The following is a 24,087-nucleotide window of genomic DNA, read 5'->3' as shown; positions in this document are numbered from 1 at the left end:
GGAATCATTCATCGATGCTGGGGCGAATAAGGAGTGGGCCGTATAGGGCGGCAAACAGAAGATAGGCACCGCCCCAAGCTGTTGCCGCCATGCCAAGCATGAGATTCGTCGGGAGTCCTATGGCCGGCCCAAACACTCGAAGAAGGGCACCCAGGTTGACCAGGACGTATATCACGGCTGTCATAGGGCCAGCGTGCAGAGGACGTCCTGTGTGGCCTAAACTGGCGCGAGTCATAACTGCTAAGGTCATCGCTCCCATTGCGCCGGTCGTGAGGGCGTGAACGGCATCGGCGGGCTGCAACCCCCACCCGAGAATCGATCCCCCCAATAGCACGAGCGACAGTGCGAGCCATCCATAACCCAGGTGCAGGATCAGCACGAGAGGCTCACGCCACGCTGTCCAGGCGCGCCAGCGCGAGAGACGAATTGCGTGGAGAAGACCTGCTGCCACCAATATCCAGGCGGTTTCCATGGCCTGTGGCTGAGCGGTCCAGGCAATAGCGCCTATGGCCTGAAGCACCAGCGACAGGCCATCGAAACGGGAAAAGGATGCAGCCTGTTCCGGTAGACCCTGCCGGGCCAGGTGGTCGTTGGTGAAGGTAGGGATGATGCGCCCGCCGATGAGCGCCAGCAACATCATCATCAGTGCAAGCGGCATCCGTTCGGGAAGATCCGTCTCTGCGCCGCGTAGGGCCAGCAGGTGAAATAGAATGTTTGCGCCTGCATAGAGACTGATGATGACACCGATCGGCGTACGATCCCAGGCTTTCCCGGCTGAAATTTCTCGCCAGACAAAGGCCGCGAGTACGACCAGAAATGTGGCATCTATGACGGCGGCGATGAGAGGGGCAGGCCAGGGTATGGTGATCGCCAGGCGTCCTGACAACCACAGAACCACCAACAATAACAGGGGTACTCCTCGCAATGGAGGCTGTTCGGTCCAATTCGGAATAGCCGTCAGAAGGAAGCCAGTGATCGCAGCTGGTAGAAAACCGAACAGCATCTCATGCGCATGCCAATCGCGTGCGGCATAGAGGAATTTGACCTCGCCTGTTCCCGTCAGAATGAGTGCCCAGATGGGGATTACTAGGCCGGCGAACAGTGCCGTGCAGAGAAAGAACGGGCGAAATCCGTACGACAGGAACGCAGGCTCCTGAAAGCTGGGTTGTTCTAACGACATCGGTACGTGAGGGTTCTCATCATGCGGTTCACGAACATGAAAGATTATCGCTGCTGATTCAGTAGAATGTCGACAGAGATCTGCGCGGTTGTGGGACTCCCAAGGGGTAAGCAGATCGCGACCCTCAAGGGAGCCATGCCTATCAGGAACTGTGGATATTGTGTCACAGCGTGGCGCCGACAAGACAATCACAGTGGAATTTGCCGGCCAGTTTTGCGTAATATGCCGGTCGGGGTGCTCAATAGAGATGGGTGTCTAACATTGGAGGATGTGCACAATGACCACACGTTTTGTCGGACTAATGACCGCTGCTCTTGCTTGCACATTCCTGGTTGCGGCCTGCGATTCGACCAAACCGCCCTCGGCTGATTGCGTCGAGGCCGCGCGTCTCTATGCAGAGGCACTAGACCAAAACAGTCGCGCCCCTGCAGACGAGAAAGCGGAGTCGATGGCCGCTCGAAAACAAACCATCGCCGCGTTAGAGGAGCGGAAGGATAAGGCCTGTGGAGAGTAACTGAAGAGGTTAGGGTTGACCTGACCTCAGCCTTATCTTCAGGCGCTGCATCTATCGGCTGAAGGTGATTTCGACCGTGACGTGAGCGCCTGTGGATGGATTCTGATTGACGACGTAGGTGGCGCGTTCCTGTGAGCCGGTTTGGTTACTTAAGGTGATTGCCTCTTGGAGTTGAGTGGGAGAGGGCCGATCGAACGAGGAGGCTTCTTGCCTCGTGGTGGGGCCGAACGGGACTCGAGAAAGACGGACCATGAGGGTGTAGGATCCAATCTCTGTAGGTAGCGCAATGTATTGTCGTTGACCGACAGGTAACTTCAGAGAGGTCTCGCCGGTTTCTTTCTCGGGCCATTCCAATTGCATCGTTGAGGAACCGACCGTCCTCCAGATTTGCAGATAGGCGTCTTGGTTGGCCTCCAGGGTGAGGAATATCGGCTCTATCACTTTTGACGTGGTGACGATGTCCACCTCTCGCTCCTGCCCATCTGCTTCACGAACAACAAAACCGTAGCGGAGCCCTAGAGGCCTGGAAAGGCCTTCCGGTTTTCGTTCAAGTCGGTTCGCTTGCTGTGCCGACTCGGCCAGGGGTTTCATGGCTCGTTCACTTTCTTGAGCCATCCTGCCCGTATTCCGCCGTACCGCCTGTGCTGTATAGAACAGCGCACGGGCACTGATTGCCGGCGCCTCCATCCGTAGAGACTCTGCCATCGTTGCTGGTTGGGTAGAACGTGCTGCGAGTTTTTGACCTGCCGTCGAGGTCACTTCCTCTGCGGACTTGCTGAGCACAGACACGGGCGCGTTGGCTTTCTTATCGAGTCCCTCTTGCCCGGTCTGCTGTGCGATACGGTCGTGGGGGCCATCTGACACCCTCTGTTCTTGCTGTGCCGGAGGTACAAGCTGTTCTCGCTTGGTCGTCCTATCGAGCAGTCCGTCCTTCTTTCCCATGTCCTTTGATGGTCCCGCTGCCTCCTTGGTTTTTATCTCCGGTTCAGCATGTTGAGGTGATGGAGGTTGAGAGACTGGAGGCGCTGGAAGTAGGGGGGCCGCCGGCTTGGCTACTTCGGTTTCGACCGATTGCGCGGCTTGCTGAAGACTGTCCTGATAAATTCTGACTCCCAACACCACTGCGATGGCAGCCGCCGTGAGGCCGCCGGCGAAGGCGAGGCCTGCTGGACGCCGCAGCCAATCCAGCCATGAAAGTGAACTACCAGCGGCTGAAACCCTCTGCTGCTCTAATGACGCGAGGAGCCTGCGACGTACGTCCGGATTCGAGAGCAACTCTTTCAAGGCCTGCTCATCGGCCAGCGCATTGAACAGCTGTTGGTCTTGCAGTGCGGCGCGATAGAGCGTCTGCTTCTCTTCCGGTGTCAGCGTATCGGCTGCGAACCCACCTAGCAGTTTTTCTAGGTCGTGTTCAGACATGTTCGCCGCCCCGTAAGGGGTAAGGGGTAAGGGGTGAGGCGATAGGATTCAGATACTGCCAGGTCATTCCCATGAACCACCCATGAGGCTGAGTAACTGTTTCCGACAGCGCAGGTCCCACGTGTAGATCGTATTGATCGAAGTTTGCCCCATCAGCTTCTGGATTTCCGGAAAGCTGTTCCCTTCCAACTTCCACTTGAACAGCTCGCGGCAACGTTCGCCGAGCTGAGCCATGGCGGCCAGCAACCGGTCTACTCGCTGTTTTTGGTCGAGTTGCGTTGCTGGGTCATCGCCGGGATCGGCGAGCGGGAGATTCTCAACCGACTCCTGGTTATACTCGCCCCGTCTGAGCGACTTGCGATGGGCGTCCAGCATCTTGAACCGCAGGACTTGGAAGGCCAGGGGAACTAGCTCGCTCATCTCTGTCACGCGCCCATACTTCTCATAGAGGACCACCAGCACCTCTTGAGCCAGATCTTCGGCTTGTGTCTTCGATACACGTAATGTCGCAAAGGCGAGAATCCTTTCTCTGAGGCTTGCGAGTGTCTGGTCTCTGTCCATAGTGTCACAGGAACATTAAAGCTTGGGCCGGACCATAATGTCGTCCAACGATCGAAAGCTGAGTCCCAACTCTCGACAAATCGACACTTGCCTGTCAAAACGATTCTTGGTTTGAAGGATGTCGCGGAGTGTGCTGAGCGCGACGCGACCCCAGGCAGCCAGGTGAAAGACAGACAAGGGATAGTCGGTACCGAAGAGGAGGCGCTCATGAATTTCCGGATAGCGGCGGAGGTGGAGCAGCATGCGCATACGATTGGGCAGCGTCAGTGCGGAAATATCGGCGTAGAAGTTGGGGTAGCGCTTGGCGAACTCGTGAAATGTTGGGATGAATTTTTCATAGAGCATCAGGCCGTAGCTGCAGGCATGCGCGGCAATGACAGTGGTGCCTTCCTCGAGCGCCAGCTTGAGCCGATCTGGATCGCCGACGGACTGATCTTTTCCAATCAGGCTGAACTCGTAGCCGACGTGACTCAGGAACGGCAGTTTCCGTTCGGCGAGCGCTCGGTAGAACATTTTGTAGCGTCTATCGGCTGGGTTGAACTGTTGCGCGTTTGGGAGGACCTTCACCAAGGTGGCTCCGGCATCGGCGCAACGATGGACTTCCTCGACCGCGTCCCGTCGCTGCGGATTGATCGAGACACCAGCAAGGAATTCATCGGGGTAGGCCCTTGCGGTTTTCAGCACGTAGTCATTGCTGATCAGGAAATCGGTGTGTACCTGATTGAGTTCCCCGTTCTGGTCGTAGACGCCATCCATACCGAGCAGTACGGCTTTCTGGACATGGCGAGAAGCCCGGAGTTCTCCGAGCAGGTCATCGAGGTATTTCTGGTTGGCCTCGCGCGGCTTGTCCGGAGCGAGCTGGTGTTTCCACAGCAAGAAACGAAACAGCGGATTCTTGAGCATCTTCGGTGAGATGTAGCAGCCATTGTCGCCATCAGGCAGTGCAGCAAGGTGGACATGGCAGTCGATCAGGGTTTTCTCAGCCGTAGCTCGTGAAGCGTCATTCGTGAAGCGTGATGGCTCAGAATCCATTTGTCCATTCATCGCGTCGCGCTTCACGAGATACGCTTCACGCTTCACGCGAACGCAGTCGCTCCATCGCAATTCGTTTAAGGCCACGCAGGTCCATCTTGCCGGTTCCCAGTACCGGTAAGGCCTCGACCTTGACGAAGTTGGCGCGGGACGGAATGAAGAGGTTGGGGAGTCCATTAACGGCGAGTTGATCAAGGATGTCAGGGATACGGTTTTCATCCAGCGTATGTAATACCGCCAGGCGCTCGCCTTTCTTCTCGTCCGGAAGGCCGGTGACGGCGAAGACTTGTAGCTCGCTAGCGGCAGCCTGATGCAATGCCTCTTCCACGCGACCGTGTGGGACCATTTCACCGCCGATCTTCGAGAAGCGCGAGAGCCGGTCGGTGATCGTCAGGAACCCGTCTTCATCCAACTTCGCGATATCGCCTGTCATATACCAACCGTCGCGCATGACGTTGGTCGTCAGATCCTCACGGCCCAGGTATCCCTTCATCACGTTGGGACCTCTGACCAGTAACATCCCAGGTGTGTCGGGCGGCAATGGGGTGAAACTGTCCGGGTCGACGATTTGTACAGAAACACCGGGCAGGGGTTGACCGACAGTCCCCCTCCGCGAGGCAGGCTGGAAGTAACCGGCGGCACGGAAGTCCGGACAATTAACGGCGATGACGGGAGCACATTCTGTGACACCATAACCCTCAATCGGTCCGACGCCGAACCGATCTTCAAAGGCCTGCGCGAGCCTCGGCTGCAGCTTCTCAGCGCCGGTAAGGACCACCCGCAGCGAGCTGAATTGTTCCGGGGTACAGCGCCGCAAATAGAGTTGAAGAAACGTCGGTGTTGTCACGAGGAACGTGACGCGGTAGCGGCGGACAAGTTCTCCGATGGCGGCGACGTCGAGGGGAGAGGGATGAAAGACCATGCCCACGTTCTTGTACATGGCCAACCAGAAGACGAGATAACCGAATGAGTGGAAAAATGGAAGGATACCAAGCACTCGCTCGTTTCTGTAGAGATGGAGGGTCTGGTTGGCCCCCTGCGCATTGGCGTCGATGTTGAAGTGAGAGAGCATCACGCCCTTTGGTTCACCCGTACTGCCGCTGCTGAAGATAATGGTGGCCAGGTCGTCCATTGTCAGTGGGGTGTCCTGTCCACACGCCAGTTCGATCAGTCGCGCAGGGGCGCAGAGGGCGAAGAGGCTTGCGAGGAGTTTCTGTCCTGTGCCGATGGTACGGGCAATGTCCTCCAGCCAAATAATCGACGGTCCTTCCGGCAACTCTAACTTGGCTTTTTCGACAAAGAGGCGGCTGGTGACGATCGTGCGAAGGCCGGCTATCTGCACGGCTGCTTCGAGGCCGGACTTACCGACTGTGTAGTTGAGATTCACGCTGGCTTTTCCGCAGAGAGGCGCAGCCACGTTGACTAATGCGCCGGCGACGGTCGGCGGAAGCAGGATGCCGACATGACGCTGGTTTTCCCAATGAGGCCGAAGCACTCTTGCAAGTACGACGGAACCAACAAGGGCTTGGAGCGACGACACATGGGGGCGGTTCTGGTCGGCCATCGCGAAGTGGAAGGGATGCCGCCTCATGGCATGGATGAACTCCCGGTGCAGGGGGCGGCGATGGGATTTTCGAAGGAGCCAGGCCGCCTCTCCGAGTGCGCAGACCGCGTCGCGGAGCTTGTGTGCCGGCGTATCCGCTGGCAGCGGCGCGCCGAAGGAAACCGTCAATGGATAGGGAATGCGATCGGGCCATTTCGTAAAAAAACGCCCGCCCTCGAAACTGAAGATGCTGCCCCACAGACGATCCAAGTGCACGGGGATGATCGGTACCTGCCGCCCCTTTACAATCCGTTCGAAGCCACGACGGAACGGCAACAACGTGCCGGTACGGGTGATCTGTCCTTCGGGGAAGATGCAGACGATCTCACCGTCATCGAGAGCCTGCCCTGCGCTGCGTAGCGCCCGGAGGATCATGCGGGTGTCGCCTGCGGAAGTAATCGGGATGACTTTCATGATGGTCATCACCCATTTGAACAGGGGGTGTGTCGCATAAGCGGCATCCACCACGAACCGAATGGGCCGATCGACGCTGGCCATAAGTAAGAAGCCATCGACGAACGACATATGGTTTGGGACGAGCAGTGCTCCCCCGGACTGGGGAACGTGCTGCTGGCCGACAATGCGGATGCGATAGAGCGTGTTCGTCAAGATGACGAGCAGCAGACGGAGGAACGCATCGGGCAAGATCCAGAGGGCCCACAGGGTGCCTCCGATGGTGATTCCCGCAGTGGCGAGAAAAATGCTGCTCGTCGAGAGACCGATATTGGCGAGCGAGCCTCCGGCAAGCGAGCCCAAGAGAATTCCGATGAAGACACAGGTATTGAAGAACGAGATGACGGCGCCGCACCGATCGGGCGGGGATCGCCATTGAAGAATGGCATTCAGCGGCACGAAGATGAAGGCGCTGGAGACGCCGAGAAGTCCCATCAACAGAAACGTTCCGATCAATGGTGGTGTTATCGCGCTGATCAAGGACAGGGCGATGAACACACCGACGGCCCCCAATGGAATCAGTCCGTACTCGATTCTGTTTTGAGACAGCCGACCGACCAGCATGGCCCCCACGCCGATGCCGACGGACAACAATGTGAGCGGGAGCCCCGACATCGCATCCGAGAGCTGCAGGACGGCTTTGGCATAGACCAGCACGTTCTGGGCAAAGAGGCTTGCGATCATCCAGAAGAAGATTCCTCCTGCGATGGCAAATCGGAGCAGAGGCTCTGAGCGAATGGCGGACCAGGCGCCGCGGACCGTCGAACCGACACCGCCGGATGTACGGGCGGGCGAGACGTGGGGGACGCCAAAGGCTGCAACCAGGCCTGCTATCGACAGGACGGCCAAGGCGAGGGGTGCTATCCAGGTCTGGTCTCCGGCGCTCTGCAAGAGAAATCCTCCGGCTGCTGTGCCGGTCAGAATAGCGGCGAATGTCCACACTTCCAGCAGGCCATTCGCGGCGGCCAGACGTTCATGCGGGATCAACTCGGGGAGAATGCCGTACTTCGACGGACTGAACAGCGCGCTGTGCACACCCATCCCGCATAAGACGATCAACGGCAGCATGCCGCCGGCGGTATTCAGCCAAAGCGCAACCGTACCGGCGCCCATGAGGACTACCTCGAGGATTTTCATCGAGATGATGACTGTGCGTTTGCTCAATCGATCGGCCAAGGTGCCGCCGATCAACGACAGTAAGACTAGCGGCAAGGTAAAGACGACGAAGGCAAGAGTGGTTTGCGCCTGGGTTACCGCTTCCAGCTCAGGGCCCGGCGCCATGTGCGCGGTTGCTTGCCGGATGGCCAGCAAGGCCACCATGAGCTTCCAGGCGTTGTCGTTGAACGCGCCGAAGAACTGGGCGATCAAGAGTCCGCGGAGCGGGTGGGGTGACGAGGCGGTGCTGACGGATGTCTCCTGCTGAATAGGGTCCCCCTGCATAGAGGTGATGAGGGTGCAGTGTGCCAGTGTTTGAGATGCCAGGCAAATACTTCCTCTTGCCACACTGAACAAGAAACAATCAATGAAGAATGGTCAGAGTGAGACGAAGAGGACCTTCACTCTTGTTCCTTTCGGTGTTGTGTCCATTCCCAAGACCCCGCCAAAGATGTCCCATGACGAGTTCCCGTCTGTTGCGTGCCGGTACCGGTACAGAGGAATTACCGGGTTGAGCTCAAAGACTGACTCCTGCGGCGTTCTCGTGCGGCGAACCATGGCCATTTTAGACCCGCCGAACAGGTGAAAGCTGGAATGGTCGGCATCGGGGTGCTCGTAGGACGCCAACCACCACAACAGGCTTGCAGACGTGACCGTGCCCTGCCGGCTCTTGTAATCCGCGAGCGGCCAGAGTAGCGAAAATTCCGTTTCGTCCCTGTCGCGGTTCGACACGTATTCGTAGAGCGGGAAGAACCGGTCGGTGGTGCCGGTTGGTGTAGTGTGATGTTCATAGAGGGACAAGCTCCCGAAACCTAACGCAGTCAGCCTCGTCTCGCTCTGGTCATCCCGGCGCTCGTATTGCCACAGCGGGAACAGGCGATCAGCGGAGTGAATGGGGGACTGCTCATGTTCGTAAACCAGTAGGATTCTCGTTTGTGCCACGTCTTCGGCGAGGTCATGTTGGTAGCTATAGATGGGAAAGAGTCGATGGCTGCGGTAACTAGGAGTCTCTTCTTGACGATAGATAGCCAGTTGCGAGACTCCTCCGATCGACAGGACTGATTGGCTTTCATTGCTCCGGTAGTCATAGAGCGGGAAGAAGAACCCACTACTGCCCTCGGATGTCCAGGTATGGCGAACCCAACTTATCGGAATAGCCGGTTCGAGGCCGATAAACGACCACGTAGTTTCACCCGTGGTCTTATCCGTCGCCATGCTCGCGATGGGAAAGAGACTGGTTTGGCTTATGGTCGGTGACGTTGTGCGCCAGAACATCCAGAGTGCGGAAAATGAGGTGCTGTCGGTTACGTCGTCGGCCCGGTAGCTGTAGAGCGGAAACAGCCGATCATGCACCGCGTTTGGGGTCGTCTCGTGTGCATAGATAGACAAGGCAGGTATGCCGCCGATCCTAGGGAGTCCGATGGCCGAAAGGCGGCGAGTCTCGCCTGTTCGTTCGTAATCGTAGAGTGGGAAGATATGGTTAGCGCTCTGTGAATGTCCGCTTTGAGATCGGAAGAGGCTTACCGGTTCGATTCCAAGTAGATTGATCGTGGTCTGCTCGGCCTGTTCATCGTAAGCATATCGATAAAGCGGGAAGAGTCGATTCGTTACGCTAGTCGGAGTTGTCTCGTGGTGAATGAGGGAAGCGGACCCTATTCCCAGTATGTCGAATGCTGATGCCTGCTGTATTGTGTCCTTTCGGTAATGGTAGAGAGGGAAGAAGCGGTCGCTCACTTGGGATGAAGAGTCGTTATGTTCATAGAGAGACCAGCCAGCCAGCGGGCCGAATGGCGGTAGCCCCAACAAGCTGAGTCGAGTTCCGCCGTCTTGCTCCCTGCGATAACCATAGAGAGGGAACAGGTGATCCAACGTGCGCGCGTCGTTGCCGTCGTGGCGATACAGCGCCACGGCCCCTGTTCCCAGGAAACTGAACTGCCAGTCTGTCTTGGCAGTTGTTCCAGTGTAGTCCCAGAAGGGGAGCAGCCGGTCGGCCACTTGGAGCGGAGTCGTGAGATGGCGATACAGGAGCAGGGCGTCAAACTGGGTCTCGTCCTTCACGAGATCGTGCCGGTATCGATAAAGCGGAAACAGGCGATGTTGGAACAGAGACGGGCTCGATTCCTGCCGATACAAAGCGATGTCGGACATGCCGATGAGAGAGAGAGTTCCGTTGTTCCCGTCCCGGAAGTAGTCGTACAAGGGAACGAGCCGATCTTCGGTCAGATCGTCCTGGCTCCGGTGGAGATAGAGGGATAAGCGTCGATAGCCGAGCGCGGAGAGCTGAACAGATCCATCCCGGCTGTCGTCGTAGTTGTATGTGCCTAGGAGCCGGTGTTGAGTCCCGTCCGGGTCGTCCTGATAGTGAAACCATGAGGCTTCGCGATAACCCAACAAATTAAATTCATGGGATTGGCTATCAGCATTGCCTTCGTATCGATACAAGGGAAAGAAACGATCGATGGTGTTGAATGACGCAGCCTGATGACGGTAGAGGAGGAGCGCGTCGAAAGTGCTGCTGCCATCCGTACCTGAGACGTAGCTGTAAAGCGGAAATATCCGATGACTCGTCTCGTCGGCCGTCGTCACGTGTTCGAAGAGCGCTACGGAAGGTATTGTGGAAAATCCTTTCGCTGGAGGCAAGCCGAGTATGGCGAGCCGCTTGACCTGGGCCGAGGTGTTGTCGGCATAGCCATAGAACGGGAAAAGGAAATGGTAGTGTTGGGATGGATCATCAGAAGAGCCGTAGAGCGGCAGGATATAGCGATAGGCTTCACCCTTCGACGGGTCCTCGCCTGACCAATAGAGCGGGAACAGCCAGCTGTTTGACGAATTGAGATCCCGCCGATAGTGGAACAAGGGGAAGATCAGATCCCATTGAGTTAAGTCAGTGCGGCTGTCGCTTGTCGTGATCAAGAATGGACCAAGCACAAAGTTGCTTGTGTAGTAGTCGCCGATGACATGGCGACTGAACAAGGGAAAGAGGTGATGCCATGCGCTGTCTCCCTGGACCGATTTCAGATAGAACGGAACAGTGAAGCTCCATTCCTGGCCTGGCTCTTCAGAATGCCAATAGAGAGGAAAGACATGGGCCCAGGCCTGGTCTCCTCGACGTTCATAGGTCCCCAATGGCCAGAGAATACTCCGTCGCAGCAGATTGCGCGTCGGATCTTCTTCCATGGAATATAGCGGCCGTACAGCCAGTCGGGAGTAACTGCCTCGCTCCTCAGCCGAATAGAGCCATAACAGGCCATCGACCGACGTTCCCTCTACAGACCGTTCTGTACACCACAAGAGTCCGATGCAATGACGTTGAATGTCACTGGGCGGCTCCGACTGGTCGACAATGGTGGCGATGGCTGTTTGTGCTGAGAACAACAATGAAGCAGCCAATAGCGCGATCCGCTGAGTAAGACATGTATTCATATAAGCCACCTCCTGACTAGTGATGCTCTGATGATCAGCAAAGAGAGTGCCGCAGGTGCGGGACGGGCATGCGACGACGTCAATATGAGATTTTCGAGGAAATATGACAGTCTGGAATGCGCGCCATATTTTCGACGCAGATCAGCGGCACACGGAAGGATGAGAAACTATGAACGGCGGTTCATGGTAGAGCAGACTTGTTCACGGGGTGCTTGACTGAAAGATCGCACAGAGGAGATTTCATCTGAACGCTTGTATCTTCACGTATAGAGAGCCGGTGCATAGTTGACTGAGAAATGCGAGACCGTTGGGAGGATTTAAGTCAGTTTTTTGAGGGCTGGTCAATAGGTGTGTAAATGGAATCAGGCGGCGACCCCTTAGTGGGCGACGCGATGTGTGCGAACTTCATCCACATACTGCCCGGCGGCATAGACTTCCGGCAGCAACTCCGGTGCCGCCGAGGGAGTGGCGGAAGAGGAGCGGGTGAGCGGCGCATCACGGGCCGGCTCTTTTCTCCCCGTTTTTCTCCCCAAGCTATTGAACCTTGGAGGGCAACGAACTGGCAACTGTCATCATTTTTCTTTCTGGAAAGCGACTGTTCTTAGGGCATCCAAGACGTTGGGATCACGAGAAAAGCTTCGTATAAACTCGAAAAGAGCTCCATTTAAGACGCTTTCGAAGGCCCCCTCGAGAGCAATCTGTCGACTCTCACGAAATGTACTGTTGAGCGGCTTGGACGCCAACTGGTTTTGATCGATCCCGTTCAAGATCGTAATATCGGCATCCAACTTCCCTGTCATCTCAATATCGAAGAAGTGGATGGCGAGGTCACTCCAATACCTCTTAAGCCCGATCTTGATCAGTGCATCAGCCTTACGATCTTCTGTCTGAACAATCTTGTGCGCATTGTTCTCAAACTCAGCCTTCAGAGCGTCGTAAAGAATGGTTGTCGGTACCTTGTCCGATAGCACTTTTGCTGTCACTGTACCGAAGCCATTTTTCTTATCACCGACTCTGTCCTGCTCGCCTGGGTTCCGGTGATCCTCGACCTGAATTGAGATTGCGAGCGAGTGTATTGTACTTAATGGACTTCTCTTCCCAGACTCCGGCGTAAACCCAGGATTCACGTGAGCGTCCGTTAGCGCGCATCCAGACACAGCGATAGACAAGAAAAGTGCTAGGATTACAAGCTTATGCCAGTGTGTATTCATGAGATCCTCCTCTGTATTTATGGAAAAGAAATTTCGTTCGCGATTCTTCCCGCTAAGGTCTCGGTTGCTCGCTTAAGGCTCGAACGAAGCAATTCTCGATCGCTCCGAAAATCGCTCAAGGGACGACAGGGGCCTTCGACAAACAACTCATCACGTTCCCAAATTGTCCTATCATTCTGGAGCGAGACAAGCTGCGCATGTATGTCAAACCCCACTTGCACGTTTTCCTCTCCCGAGCACAGTCGTAATCCCCATTCTTCGATCGTTTCTTTGAACACGGCGTCGAATCCCTGCTCTCTCAGGCCACGGGCATTATCCGTCTGAACGACCTCGACAATAGGGAATACTTTTCCTGCTAGAAACTTTTCGCGAAACGCTGCAGCGCTGTCTTTCACCGAATCGAAGTCGCCAAGAACGCGACCAATCTCTTCCTCATAACCGGAGTCTTTTGAAAACTTATATCCCGCCTCCACAGCAGCGCCAATCAAGCCAAAGAGAACAGCCCCCGTATTTGTCATCTGCTCTCGGGCAACACGAACCGAGAAGGGGTGTTTGGATTCGACGAGGATACCCGCTTTTGTGATCTTCGAAAGGTCAGCGGATGTAAGAGTGGTTTTTGTCCCGGTCGTTGAGGCGCATGATACGAGGGTCGCCGCAATTGCGACACAGGCTACACGCTTCAGGTATCTGGAGAAAAGCGGAGCACGTCCATACATGATTCAAGTCTCATGGTTGCCAAGTTGTGTTCATCAAATTAGTGCTATTAAGTCAATACTCATGCCTAACCCCGTTCCTTCGCTTCTTCGAGCACAGTTCATGGACATTTCCTGGGCTTCCCACGTTTGGTTCGAGTCTTTTGCGATCACTCAAACTTGACCGCGATCCCTTGTACGGTGGTACAGGTGAATGAGTAGACATTGTAAACGGGAATAAAGCCGTAGAGGCTAGTTTCCACGGTCACATTTAGGAGCGCATCCCCACCTCTTTCTACCAAGGCCTTATCGACTGCAGCACCAAAATCAGATTTTCCCCAGGGAATGATCGCAAGAACAAAGTGACGGCAAACTTCTGCTTTAACCGGGCCAAGCTCTGTGAAAGCCCGCCCCGTTCTTAGCAAGGAAGCGGGGTCAGCAGTGCTCTTTGTCACGATACCTAGCGTGCCAGATGAACTGCACCCACCTATAAAAATGGCCAAGGCGGCGATAACCCATAGTGATCGATTCATAGCTACCTCCTGTATTGAAATATTCAGTCTCGAATTCCCTGATCATTGTTCTTCACCGAGAACTGCTGGCTCTCCATCGGGGCATGATTCTACTGATGGGGCCTACCCCCTGGGGCTGCTATGACCTCTTAGGGATGCCAGCAACATCACACTGAAATTCTTTGGGCACTAGTTGCACTAGCTCCCTCTGCTCCCTACGTTTGCTCCGCGTGAGGCATATTCGCTCACGGACCTAAAAAACAGGAACGGTTGTTCTCTTTCATGCGGTAAGAGGTGGCTCGAATCCAATACGTACTGAATGCGATTCGATCCACCCTCGATGCACCATTGAGTCTCATGGTGATTTCTTCTCTGTGTGTGGCCTGTCCTCGAAACGAGGGGGGGCCGCAATACCCTCCTGGTTTCTGTATCGTGGAACGACGTCAACTGCTCTATCGCTGGCGGTGCGTAGGTCTGGTATGCAGTGCTTCAGCCTGATGTTGTGCTCGCCTCGCATCCATTTCTCGCGGCTCCGCAGTTCCTTTAACCAGATGACAGCATAACCCGTGCCATCCATACGAAGACTCCAACAGGAATGAAACAACGACAGGACACGCACCGTTGAAGGTGACACGCTGTTCGCGCCCATAACAGGGACGGTTGCTGGAACTGTTTTCTCCCCTCATCTCGTGGATTGCTCCTGTTGCTCGCTATCTGGTGATGACAACGGCTAGTTTTCCCAGGGGAACCATCGTGATTGGGAAGCAGCCGGCTTAGGATTTTGGGAACGCGGTGGCGGAGTGATGAACACATAAAAGCCTTCGTCTACCGGATCTGGCATAAGAGCCGCTATTCCTGAAGTCATGATTTTAGCCATAAGGCTGGGCTTCACCGAGCGTCTGCTCCATTCCGTGATCCGATCTTTTCCCTGCTCTACAAAATGCGCGCGCACAGACCAGTAATACAGCGAAGATGGTTCAAGCGTTATCTCTAGCTTGTGGGAGGCTTTTTCTATGTTGGTTCGGCTGTAGACAAGAACATCAGGGCCCAATCTTCCAGACCGCCAAACCTTCAGCTCATAGGTGACGCGGGGGCCGGAGAACGGTTCCCAACTCAGGACCGGCTGGAGTGCGTCGGCCCTTTGCGCCATGATGCGAAATTCATTCGGAATGGGCCGGGAAATGTCCTTCTCGTTGATTACTTGACTGGCCGGAAATTCTGGTCTCTCTCCAGGATACAGCGGGCGAAGTCCTTTCAGATGTACTGCCATGAAAAACTCGGAAGTCACTCGTTCGTAAAATGGGTACACCATGAAATACTCCGTGACGAGTTGCTCGGCTAGGCGGTCTGAAGCCTGCTTCGCTTCCTGGCGAAACCGTACGGCATGGTCCGCAGTCCATTCGTTGAGCCCCAGCGCCGGTCCGAGTTTGTCTGTCACAATACGATCATCTAGGACTGTCGCATCTGCCGTTCGGATGAGTTGCGCGCGTACCGAGAGAATCAGCCTACGTGCCGGATTCACCAGATACTCAGCGGGATTCAGACTGATCGTCAGGTCCTGAATCTCCAGCACCGTATCGATACCGTCTCTCCTGGCTGCGGCATAGCGAGACGGTTCCTGAGGCTGCTCCGGCGTACCTGTGCTCAGGTGCGCGATCTCGTAGCCATGCAATCGAGAAAAAGCCGCGACGCGCTCAGGGAGTGTTCGATTCAGATTCAGTTCGGTGACAATGGTTCGGAAGCTAGCATCCTGCTCTTCCCAAGGCTCTGAGGCCATCGCGCCATAGATAGTCCCTCCTAGGAGACCAAGGACAGCGAATGCGGGAAGGGCAATCACGCCGCCCTGAGCACCGACCCCTGCCTCCATCGCAGCGCCAACACCAGCACCTCTCCTAATATTACTCAGTCGTCCAGCTTCAGGAGTACTAAGAGTCTTTTGCCCCCCCGTCGATCTGACCACCACCCCAATCTTGCCAAGCTGCTGTTGCATGGATTCTGGTAGTGGAGATGGAGCGATGGCGTGGTGTGCGCAACCCCATTCTCCGATGAGGAGCAGGAAGGAGAGACCCAGAATGATCAGGTTGTGGATCTTCATGTTCACGCCGCTACACTCCGATTGATACGAACAGTGAGCTGACCCAATAACCGCCGCCGGCTCATCAACCCTAGAAATATCGAACCCTGCCGAGGTCTCTCTCGCTGCCTTCTACTTAGATCGCCAAGGTGACCCGTCTTTTTTTGTAACCAGCACCGTCTTCGCTCTATTCTCCTGGTCATATGTCACGACTGCCCTGCCCTCTGCTCCTTGCATTGTGGCAAGCTCCAGCGGCCACAAGAGCAATTCAGCAAGGCCTGCCGTGACCAAATCTGCGCCGATATACGGAATGATTCTTAACTTTGCGGCATCGGGATTCCCATCGATGAATTCGTACACATCGGTTCGCTCATTCGACTGAGCCACGTCGCTGATCTTTGGCGTACCAAATACTGACATCACCTCGAAGCGCGTACTGCCTGCCTTTACACGGTCCACCGGAACTGACGGTGGGGCAGTCGCGGCCTTATAAATCGAACACCCTTGTGCTGCAGTTGCCATGAGTAGCAGTGCCATGAGCAGTCTCATCATTCACCTCCTGCTCTTGATCAGCACAACTCCTTGGGTATCCGGTTGTGCTGTCTCGAGCGTTGCGTTGGTAATTAATCTCTCCACATCCAAATTCCCCAATTGATTGATCGCACACCAACCATCATGGGCATAAATCATGCCCTGTGGCGGAAACTCACCGACCTCAGAATTTCTGAGAAATTTAAGGGAAAGGATCAGGGGCGAGAGGAGTAGCGGAGAAATATCACGCCCGGACTATGAACAGCGATTCATAGGGCCTGAACGGTCGTGCGCAATGAAGGCGAATCGACTTCCAAACCCCTCTCACGAACGTGCGATGTGGAAATAGAATCTTTGCACGCGCGAGCAGAGAATGATTCGTGGGATGTGTCTTGGAGGCAGCGGCGTAACAGGAGCACTTGATGAACAAGGTTTCTCGAGATCAGGATCCGTCAGGAGCCTGGCGTCGACCGTGTAGTCGGCGGCTTGCGGTCGGTCATCTCGCTTTCGAGCTTGCGCAACCAGCGGTAGGTGCGTCCGAGGACCTTCGCGGCGCGGCTCTTGTTGCCGCCGTATTCGGCGACGGCGCGGCGCGTGATGGTCCATTCGAGGTAGTTCAAGAGCCCGGTAAGCGATCCTCGCGTTTCCAGTGTTTGAAGCAGCGCACTCCAGTCAACACGGTCCACCAACTCAGCAAGATCGAGCGAAGGTGCTGATTCCGTTGCCGAACGTAGATTGTTCGGGAGCAGGTCGGGAGTAATCCATTTCTTGCCTTCCTGCGCCAACGTCACGGCGCGCTCCATGACATTTTCCAACTCACGGATGTTGCCGGGCCATTTGTAGGCCAGGCAGAGCTTCAGTGCATCCGGGGTCAAGCCTGCGATGGATTTTCCGGTTTTCTCGGCAAATTGCTGGGCGAAATGCTGGACGAGTTCGGCAATATCCTCCGGACGTTCCCGTAAGGCCGGGACATAGAGCTGAATGACATTCAATCGATAGAACAGGTCCTGCCGAAACTGGTTCTGCTCCATCATCGCCAGGAGGTCCCGATTGGTGGCGGCGATCAGCCTAATGTTCGCTCGTAGATCGCTGGTTCCTCCGACGCGCTGAAATTCACGTTCTTGAAGCACTCTCAACAATTTCACCTGCACCGCGGGCGATATATCCCCGATTTCGTCTAGGAACAGTGTGCCCCCCTCCGCGAGCTCGAATTTCCCTTTCTTCTGGGCTATCGCGCCGGTGAACGAACCTTTCTCGTGACCGAACAGCTCGCTTTCCAAGAGCGTTTCCGGCAGTGCGCCACAATTTACGGCGACAAAGCGACGGTCCTTGCGTCGGCTGAGTTGATGGATCAAACGGGCGGCGAGTTCCTTCCCTGTTCCTGTTTCTCCAGTCACCAGCACCGTTGTATCCGAGGGGGCAATGGTTCTGATCAGAGAAAGAAGATCTAGAAGTAGAGCGCTCTTGCCGATGATACCGCCGGTTTCTTGTTGCGCAGACAGCTCCTGCTTCAGTTGGATGTTTTCCTGCGCCAGTTCCACATTGCGGAGGAACATGGTGAGCATATGTCGATGCGTGGCCTGTAGGTTTTTCAAATGCGTAAAGAGCTGATGCGCGAAGGCACGCCGATCCGTCAAGAATTGCGAGCGGCCTGCAGCAGCGGTGTTGTTTGCGTGTGGAGGGTGATTCGTCCAACGCAGGCGATAATGGGTATAAGGCGCGTTGTAGATCGAGCCGGCCTTGATCGTGGTATTCAGTGATCCTCTCGAGAGGATACCGCCGCGTTCGATGAGGATCGCGGTGCAGTGATCGGCCTGCGTGGAAATGTGTGTCGTGGATTTTCTGGCCGGCTCTTCAAACGTCCAGACCGAGAGGTGGTTCGGCCCCTCAAGTGTGGCGACAAGTTGTTCGTCGGAACCATGCGGAGCCGGAATACCATCGGTTTTGATGGGGATCAGTGTATGAACGAGACGAATCGTTCGCCCCGTGATCACGACATCGCCCGTCGATCTGCGGGCCACAGTGAACCGATCGTTCTTCGTGGTCATGTCATAAGCGTCGCCGAACTCATTGACCAGGGTTTCTAATCGGAGTTGTGAGTAAGCTTCTTCGCAGGTGGCAGTGTCGACAGAGGGATCCAGTTTCGCAGTGCCTTCGAGATTGCCCTGCACGAGACGCATGTTTCCAAGTCCGGGATCGACCGGCGGCAAGTTGCGAGACAGAATGTGCAAGGTCTGTGTTTCATCAGGACAGACGAATGATTGAAGTTGGAGATAGTTCGTATAGGCCGAGGCCCAGTTGCCGACAGACCGAAAGACCGATTCCACGTCGTTGAGGAGGATCGCAATCGTTTCGATCAGTGTCGGGGTCTGTGTCTTGACAGTTTCGTAGTAGGCCAGAGCGGCTTGATAGGTGAAGTCTTTCTTGCCTGACGCCACCTCACAGGCCTTGATCAATTCGCGAAAGACTGAAGTGGGGATCCAATTGCTTGCATCGGTCAAGAACGCACGGGCATCCTGAATTTCCTGGAACGAATCGGCTGCCCCCATCACCCGTTTGAGATCGACTTTCGACGCCTGTTCAGGGTAGCGAGCTTCGAGATGGCGGATGAGAATTCCGCTTTGCAGGCAGGTAATCCAAGGTTGGATGGTCATGGCGCCTCTCAAGCAAGGTGAATGCGCCCGAATCCTGCGCAGAGTCTTAGCATAGCGGGAACGGAATAAAAAGATGGGAAAGGTCAGGCCTCACTAGGAAGGACCGATGGATCTTCCGAAGCTTGACCGAAGCCAAGGAGGAGTTGGAGGCCGCGAGCACCCAAACAAAAATAGCTTCAGAGTTGACAGCGACTTGGGAGTTGATAGGCTGGTCTCATGTCTCTCATACGAGGATCACGATGATCAACAGAAGAACCTTCCTCAAACTAGCAGGCGCAGCGGCGCTAATGCCATGGGGTTGCGCTCAGTTGGGCGCGCGTCCGTCCGGCACTCTTCTCAACGATGTGCACTCGGGATTGAATCCGACGACTGTCCGCGAGGTGATTTCTGTCCGATCGGTTCAGGACATTCAGAGGACGATAGAACGTGGGGTGCGAGAGGGGCGTGGCCTGTCGGTGGCCGGTGGCCGCCATGCGATGGGAGCCCAACAGTTCGGTACGGATACGCTCCATCTGGATATGCGGCTGTTCAACCGAGTGCTGAATTTCGATTCTGGCTCCGGCTTGGTCGAGGTCGAAGCTGGCATGCAATGGCCTGAGTTGATTCAAGCCTCTCTTACCATGCAGGCGGGCGCCTCCAAGCAGTGGGGCATTGTCCAGAAGCAGACTGGCGCAGATCGGCTGAGCATCGGTGGAAGTCTGTCGGCCAATATCCACGGGCGAGGGTTGAGGCTCAAGCCCTTCATTGGAGATATCGAGTCTTTCAGGCTCGTTTCGGCCGATGGAAAGCTGCTGACGTGCAGCCGGTCGCAGAACCCCGATCTGTTTAGATTAGCGATCGGCGGGTATGGTCTTTTCGGGATTGTGTCATCGGTCACGCTTCGGCTGTCGCCACGGCAGAAACTTCAACGCGTCGTCGAGTTGGTCCAGGTGGATGACGTGATGCAACGGTTCGAGCAGCGGATTGCAGAGGGATTTCTCTATGGGGATTGCCAGTTTGCCCTCGATCCTGCCTCCGAGGACTTCCTCAGGCGTGGCATCTTTTCTTGCTACAAGCCGGTCGATCTTGCCACACCGATTCCGGGTCAGCAGCGGGAAATCTCCGAGGAGCAATGGCTGCGTCTGCTCTATTTAGCCCATGCGGATAAGACGAAAGCGTTCGAGGTCTATTCTAGCGAGTATATGACGACGAATGGACAGATCTATTGGTCCGATACGCATCAAGCGAGTTATTATCCGGAAGGCTATCACCGATCGCTCGACAGCAAGATGAAGGCTGGAGTCCCTGGGTCGGAAATGATTTCGGAGCTCTATGTGCCACGGAAGGAACTGGCGTCTTTCTTTGCGGACATGCGGGAGGATTTCCGAACACACAAGGTCGAAGCGATCTACGGCACGATTCGCCTGATCGAACGGGACGACGAATCGTTTCTCGCCTGGGCGAGAGAACCATGGGCCTGCACCGTCTTGAATCTTCACGTGTCCCACACAGCGGAGGGCATCGAGCGGGCAGCGGCATCGTTTCGCCGGCTGATCGATTTGGCGAGGAAGCGGGGCGGAAGCTACTTTTTGACCTATCACAAGTGGGCGACTCGCGCGCAAGTCGAAGCCTGCTATCCGCAGTTTTCAGAGTTTCTTCGGTTCAAGCGGCAGTACGATCCTCACGAACGATTCCAGAGCGACTGGTATCGGCATTACAGGACCATGTTTGCCGATCCCTTAGCATGATGCTGAAAAAGTCCACCAGCAGAAGAAGACCGTTATTTGGTTTGTCTCGTTTGTTTGGTCAAATCAGACAGACCAAATGAACCAGATAAACAAAACAAACCAGCTTGAGCATCCTGCGACTATTTTGACATCAACGCCATAGGTACGATTCCACCCGCGTTTTATGTACAAACTGAGTATTTCCGCAGCCTGCTAGGATGAAACCATCACGCCGATTGGTTTGGTTGTTGTGGATGCTTCTGTTCGCCTTCTGCTGCCGCGTGCTTGGCCAGGCCTTGGTTGCTTTTCTTCATGTCACGTGGCTTCCGCCGATGGAAGAGTGGTATTCCGGCTTAATGGCCTATCCCCTGTTGCTTCCGACGCAGCTGCTCATCATTGCGATCTTTACAAAGGTCTGTTGGGACTTTACGCGAGGGCATGGCTACTTTGTTCAGGCGAAGCCTCTGTTCGGTCGAACGGTGCTCTGGTTCGGCTATGCCTATTTGGCTGGAATGGTCCTTCGCTATATCATCCATATGAATCTCAATCCAGAAGCCCGTTGGTTCGGCGGGACGATTCCGATCCTTTTCCATTGGGTCTTGGCGGCCTTCATCATCGCCTTTGGTCAGTACCACAGAGGCAGACGCACACAGTCTTCTCGGCCTTCCTGACTACATGTCTCTTACTGAACCAACCACGATGGCGACAGACTATGTGCTTGTCGCGTTGTGTGGCGTCCTCGCATGGCGGCTATGGAGAGCGGGGAAGAAGGTTGGGCAGGCGAGTATCTGTTCTTGGGCTGCCGGGTTTGCTTGCTTTGGATTAGCCTCGCTCGCCGGTGGGACTTATCATGGCTTCGCGATGCTTTTCAGTCAAACTGTCCTTCAGGAATTATGGATGCTTACCGTCTATGCCGTCGGGTTGGCGAGCTTCTTTTGGCTGACGGGCACCCTCAATGCCTGCATCAGGCCATCGATGCGTCGGTTCGCGATGCTGAGTCCCTATGCTCAACTGACTCTCTATGCCATTTGGATGGCGACTCATGATGACTTTCGCTTTGCCATCTATGACTACGCCTTCACAAATCTTGGCATCATGGCGTTACAGCTGTATGCGGGGGTCACCAGTAGAGCCATGAGTGCGCCCTGGCTGGTGGGAGGAGTGCTGGTGAGTTTCTTGGCTGCGACTGTTCAGGTCAACGAAATCGCGCTTCATCATGACTTCAATCACAATGACCTCTATCACGTGATCCAGATGGGCGGGATGTATCTCTTCTATCGGGGCGCGCTCGCGCTCAGGGATCGATAGCCTGCCCGCCAGTCTCTGCTTTGGGCACCGGCAAACCCTCCATTTCCATAATCCGCAGGGCGTTGGTTGTGGGACAGGGGCCAGGTCTGAGCTTGTAGTCGAAGTGGAGCGCTCCTGCCACCACTGTTTCCTGGAAGTGGACGTTTCGCAATCGGGGCACTGTCTTGTCGAGATCAGTCAATTCCAGATCGTGGGTGCTTACCAACCCGAATCCATGGCCTTCTGAGAGGGCGGAAATGTAGGAACGGCTCCCGATCAGCCGCTCACGATTGTTGGTCCCTTTGAAGATTTCATCGATCAGGAAGAGTACCGGTGTGCTGGATCGATCAGTGGTCTGGTCGAGCAGGCCTTTCAACCGTTTCACTTCGGCATAAAAGAAAGACAGACCCGCTTCGAGTGAGTCATCCACGCGGATACAGGTGGCAAGGCGAACCCAGCCCCATTCGAAAAGACCGGCGCAGACAGGGGCGCCCGCTTGGGCGAGGCACAGATTGATGCCAAGGGTTCGTAAAAAAGTGCTCTTGCCAGACATGTTGGATCCGGTCACCAGGACAATGGTTCCCAGCGTTTCGAGGGCGAGATCGTTCGAGACTCGTTGTCTCTCAGGAATCAGCGGATGAGCGAGACCTGTGGCAACAATCCTCGCCTGGCTTCCGTTACGCTGGGGATCGGGGGTCAGTGGGTCAGGCCAGCGATAGGAAGGATGGAGTGCTGCAAACGTGGCGAGTGCCGAGGCTGCCTCGACTTCGGCAAGGCGATCCAGCCAGGTCGGCAGGTGGGCAGCCACGTGACCTTGAATCTGTTGGAGTCGATAGGTGAACCATAGATCCCAGGGGCAGAGAGCGTTGACGAGCAGATGGATCACCGGATGGGCCTTGACACTGATCGCATGCAGGGTTCGAGCAGCTTGACGGACAAGCTGGGGAGGATTCACACCTGGTACGAGCAACGGTGCCCACAAGTCTGCGAGCGCCGTGTGGCGATGCCTGACGTGTCGTTCGACAAACCCGAGTACGGCTCCCAGTTTCTCCAATTCAAAGTGCACGCCCACCGCATGTTCCAATAACTCCTCGCCTTGATCAGTCATGAAATAGATGAGGGCGTAGGCCGCGAAAGACCACATCCAATAACCTGGTAGCCAATTGAGCAGCGCACCAAACCCGAGTGTGATTGTGGTGGCAGCGAGCAGCGTTTGAATAGCCAAGACTGCTGTGAGACGGGGGAATCCCACGGTATGTTGCATGACAGCTTCCAGCCGTCGACCGTTGATCTCCTGTTCGCCAATGAGCTGTGCTTCGAGTCCCAGCCGATCGCGAAAGAGGGATCTTGGAACAAGTTCCTGCACGAGGCGCCGGCGTAGGAGCCACTGGTCAGGTCCGGGAGGCTGTTCAAGGAGCCACGAGGCCAGCCGCCCCTGTCCATGGGAGGATACGGTGGTGTCGAGCAAATGGAGGAGCGAATGGGGGCCAACCAGGTCTAAGTCTTTAGCATAGGGATGTTGGTCAGGAGCGTGAGATGAACGAGAGGGAATATGATCCCAATCCAGACTGAGGCGTGCGAGGTGCGCGAGCTTGATCTGTTTCCAGAGCCGAAGCCGGTGCAGACGACTTTCGAGCCTGTTATGATAAGCGGCTACGATCATGAACAGAGCGACGAAGACGGCGAGGGTTCCATTGCCTGCCTGATACCATTCCACTTTATAGAGGGCGACCGTGCAGATCGCTCCGACGATGAAGATGATGAGACGCCAGCGGGTGATTTTAGAACTCGAAGCAGTGCCCAGGGCAATCATGCGGTCGAGCTTCTCGACCAGGCGTGTCAGGGAGCTGGTTTTCGAAACCAGCGTGGGGGGCTGTTTCTGGGCCATAGGGCCGACCTTACTGGGAAGGGGGAGAGTGCGTCAACTCCGGCAGGATGCTGAAAAAGTCCGCCAGCGGCGTTCTCGTATCGCTCAGAGGCTCAACGTACCGAAGCGTACGCCTCGCCTCTTCGCTCGCTGCGGCCTTGCTGGACATCCTTTTTGAGCATCCTGTGTGGCGCCCCATTGCTATTGTTATCG

At 55.6% G+C, this 24,087-nt stretch carries 18 protein-coding genes; 4 read left to right on the top strand and 14 right to left on the bottom strand.

Translation table 11 applies throughout. From position 1 onward, the window contains the following. Positions 1-4: 4 nt before the first annotated feature. Positions 5-1,180 carry an NnrS family protein gene (locus HZB34_13620; protein MBI5316998.1) on the bottom strand — a complete coding sequence of 392 codons (1,176 nt, stop codon included), beginning with the start codon at positions 1,178-1,180 and terminating at the stop codon, positions 5-7. A gap of 277 nt (positions 1,181-1,457) precedes the next feature. Here HZB34_13620 and HZB34_13615 point away from each other — a divergent pair, with 277 nt between their 5' ends. Then, positions 1,458-1,694, top strand: a complete 237-nt coding sequence (locus tag HZB34_13615) for a hypothetical protein (GenBank protein MBI5316997.1) — start codon at positions 1,458-1,460, stop codon at positions 1,692-1,694. A gap of 51 nt (positions 1,695-1,745) precedes the next feature. Here the strand turns inward: HZB34_13615 and HZB34_13610 are convergent, their stop codons facing one another. The 12 genes from HZB34_13610 to HZB34_13555 all read right to left on the bottom strand — a co-directional run bounded on the left by HZB34_13610 (position 1,746) and on the right by HZB34_13555 (position 19,014). Continuing rightward, on the bottom strand, positions 1,746-3,113 hold the full coding sequence (locus HZB34_13610; GenBank protein MBI5316996.1) for an anti-sigma factor: 1,368 nt from the start codon (positions 3,111-3,113) through the stop codon (positions 1,746-1,748). A 63-nt stretch (positions 3,114-3,176) separates the two neighbouring features. Continuing rightward, positions 3,177-3,674 (bottom strand): sigma-70 family RNA polymerase sigma factor, encoded by a 498-nt coding sequence (locus HZB34_13605; protein MBI5316995.1) that lies wholly within the window; start codon positions 3,672-3,674, stop codon positions 3,177-3,179. Between the two features lie 15 nt (positions 3,675-3,689). Then, positions 3,690-4,754, bottom strand: coding sequence for an amidohydrolase family protein (locus tag HZB34_13600; protein ID MBI5316994.1), 1,065 nt, complete (start codon positions 4,752-4,754; stop codon positions 3,690-3,692). Next, positions 4,744-8,202, bottom strand: a complete 3,459-nt coding sequence (locus HZB34_13595) for an MFS transporter (GenBank protein ID MBI5316993.1) — start codon at positions 8,200-8,202, stop codon at positions 4,744-4,746. Before HZB34_13595 ends, HZB34_13600 begins: the two co-directional genes overlap by 11 nt. Positions 8,203-8,295: 93 nt before the next feature. Next, positions 8,296-11,340 carry a hypothetical protein gene (locus HZB34_13590; protein MBI5316992.1) on the bottom strand — a complete coding sequence of 1,015 codons (3,045 nt, stop codon included), beginning with the start codon at positions 11,338-11,340 and terminating at the stop codon, positions 8,296-8,298. A gap of 377 nt (positions 11,341-11,717) precedes the next feature. Continuing rightward, positions 11,718-11,873: a hypothetical protein gene (locus HZB34_13585; protein ID MBI5316991.1), complete on the bottom strand. Its 156-nt coding sequence runs from the start codon at positions 11,871-11,873 to the stop codon at positions 11,718-11,720. Between the two features lie 39 nt (positions 11,874-11,912). Next, on the bottom strand, positions 11,913-12,551 hold the full coding sequence (locus HZB34_13580; GenBank protein MBI5316990.1) for a hypothetical protein: 639 nt from the start codon (positions 12,549-12,551) through the stop codon (positions 11,913-11,915). 17 nt (positions 12,552-12,568) lie between these two features. Then, positions 12,569-13,069: a hypothetical protein gene (locus tag HZB34_13575; GenBank protein MBI5316989.1), complete on the bottom strand. Its 501-nt coding sequence runs from the start codon at positions 13,067-13,069 to the stop codon at positions 12,569-12,571. Positions 13,070-13,413: 344 nt separating this feature from the next. Further along, positions 13,414-13,776 (bottom strand): hypothetical protein, encoded by a 363-nt coding sequence (locus HZB34_13570; protein ID MBI5316988.1) that lies wholly within the window; start codon positions 13,774-13,776, stop codon positions 13,414-13,416. 709 nt (positions 13,777-14,485) lie between these two features. Beyond that, the gene (locus HZB34_13565) at positions 14,486-15,856 is read right to left on the bottom strand and encodes a hypothetical protein (protein ID MBI5316987.1); all 1,371 of its coding nucleotides are present in this window, start codon (positions 15,854-15,856) and stop codon (positions 14,486-14,488) included. 105 nt (positions 15,857-15,961) lie between these two features. Beyond that, a complete protein-coding gene (locus tag HZB34_13560) occupies positions 15,962-16,366 on the bottom strand; it encodes a hypothetical protein (protein ID MBI5316986.1) in 405 nt (134 codons plus the stop codon). Between the two features lie 446 nt (positions 16,367-16,812). Then, positions 16,813-19,014, bottom strand: a complete 2,202-nt coding sequence (locus HZB34_13555; GenBank protein ID MBI5316985.1) for a sigma 54-interacting transcriptional regulator — start codon at positions 19,012-19,014, stop codon at positions 16,813-16,815. Between the two features lie 239 nt (positions 19,015-19,253). Between HZB34_13555 and HZB34_13550 the strand changes: the two genes are divergently transcribed. The 3 genes from HZB34_13550 (at position 19,254) to HZB34_13540 (ending at position 22,028) form a co-directional block, all read left to right on the top strand. After that, a complete protein-coding gene (locus HZB34_13550; GenBank protein ID MBI5316984.1) occupies positions 19,254-20,741 on the top strand; it encodes an FAD-binding protein in 1,488 nt (495 codons plus the stop codon). 197 nt (positions 20,742-20,938) lie between these two features. Beyond that, positions 20,939-21,391 carry a hypothetical protein gene (locus HZB34_13545; GenBank protein MBI5316983.1) on the top strand — a complete coding sequence of 151 codons (453 nt, stop codon included), beginning with the start codon at positions 20,939-20,941 and terminating at the stop codon, positions 21,389-21,391. A gap of 28 nt (positions 21,392-21,419) precedes the next feature. Next, positions 21,420-22,028: a hypothetical protein gene (locus tag HZB34_13540; GenBank protein MBI5316982.1), complete on the top strand. Its 609-nt coding sequence runs from the start codon at positions 21,420-21,422 to the stop codon at positions 22,026-22,028. Here HZB34_13540 and HZB34_13535 read toward each other — a convergent pair. Then, on the bottom strand, positions 22,015-23,895 hold the full coding sequence (locus tag HZB34_13535) for a hypothetical protein (protein ID MBI5316981.1): 1,881 nt from the start codon (positions 23,893-23,895) through the stop codon (positions 22,015-22,017). The genes HZB34_13540 and HZB34_13535 overlap by 14 nt on opposite strands. Positions 23,896-24,087 lie beyond the last annotated feature (192 nt).

The organism is Nitrospirota bacterium, from assembly GCA_016219645.1.
Classification (GTDB): Bacteria; Nitrospirota; Nitrospiria; order Nitrospirales; family Nitrospiraceae; genus Palsa-1315.
The sequence above is the reverse complement of the archived record's forward strand: the minus strand, read 5'-3'. Positions and strand labels throughout refer to the sequence as shown.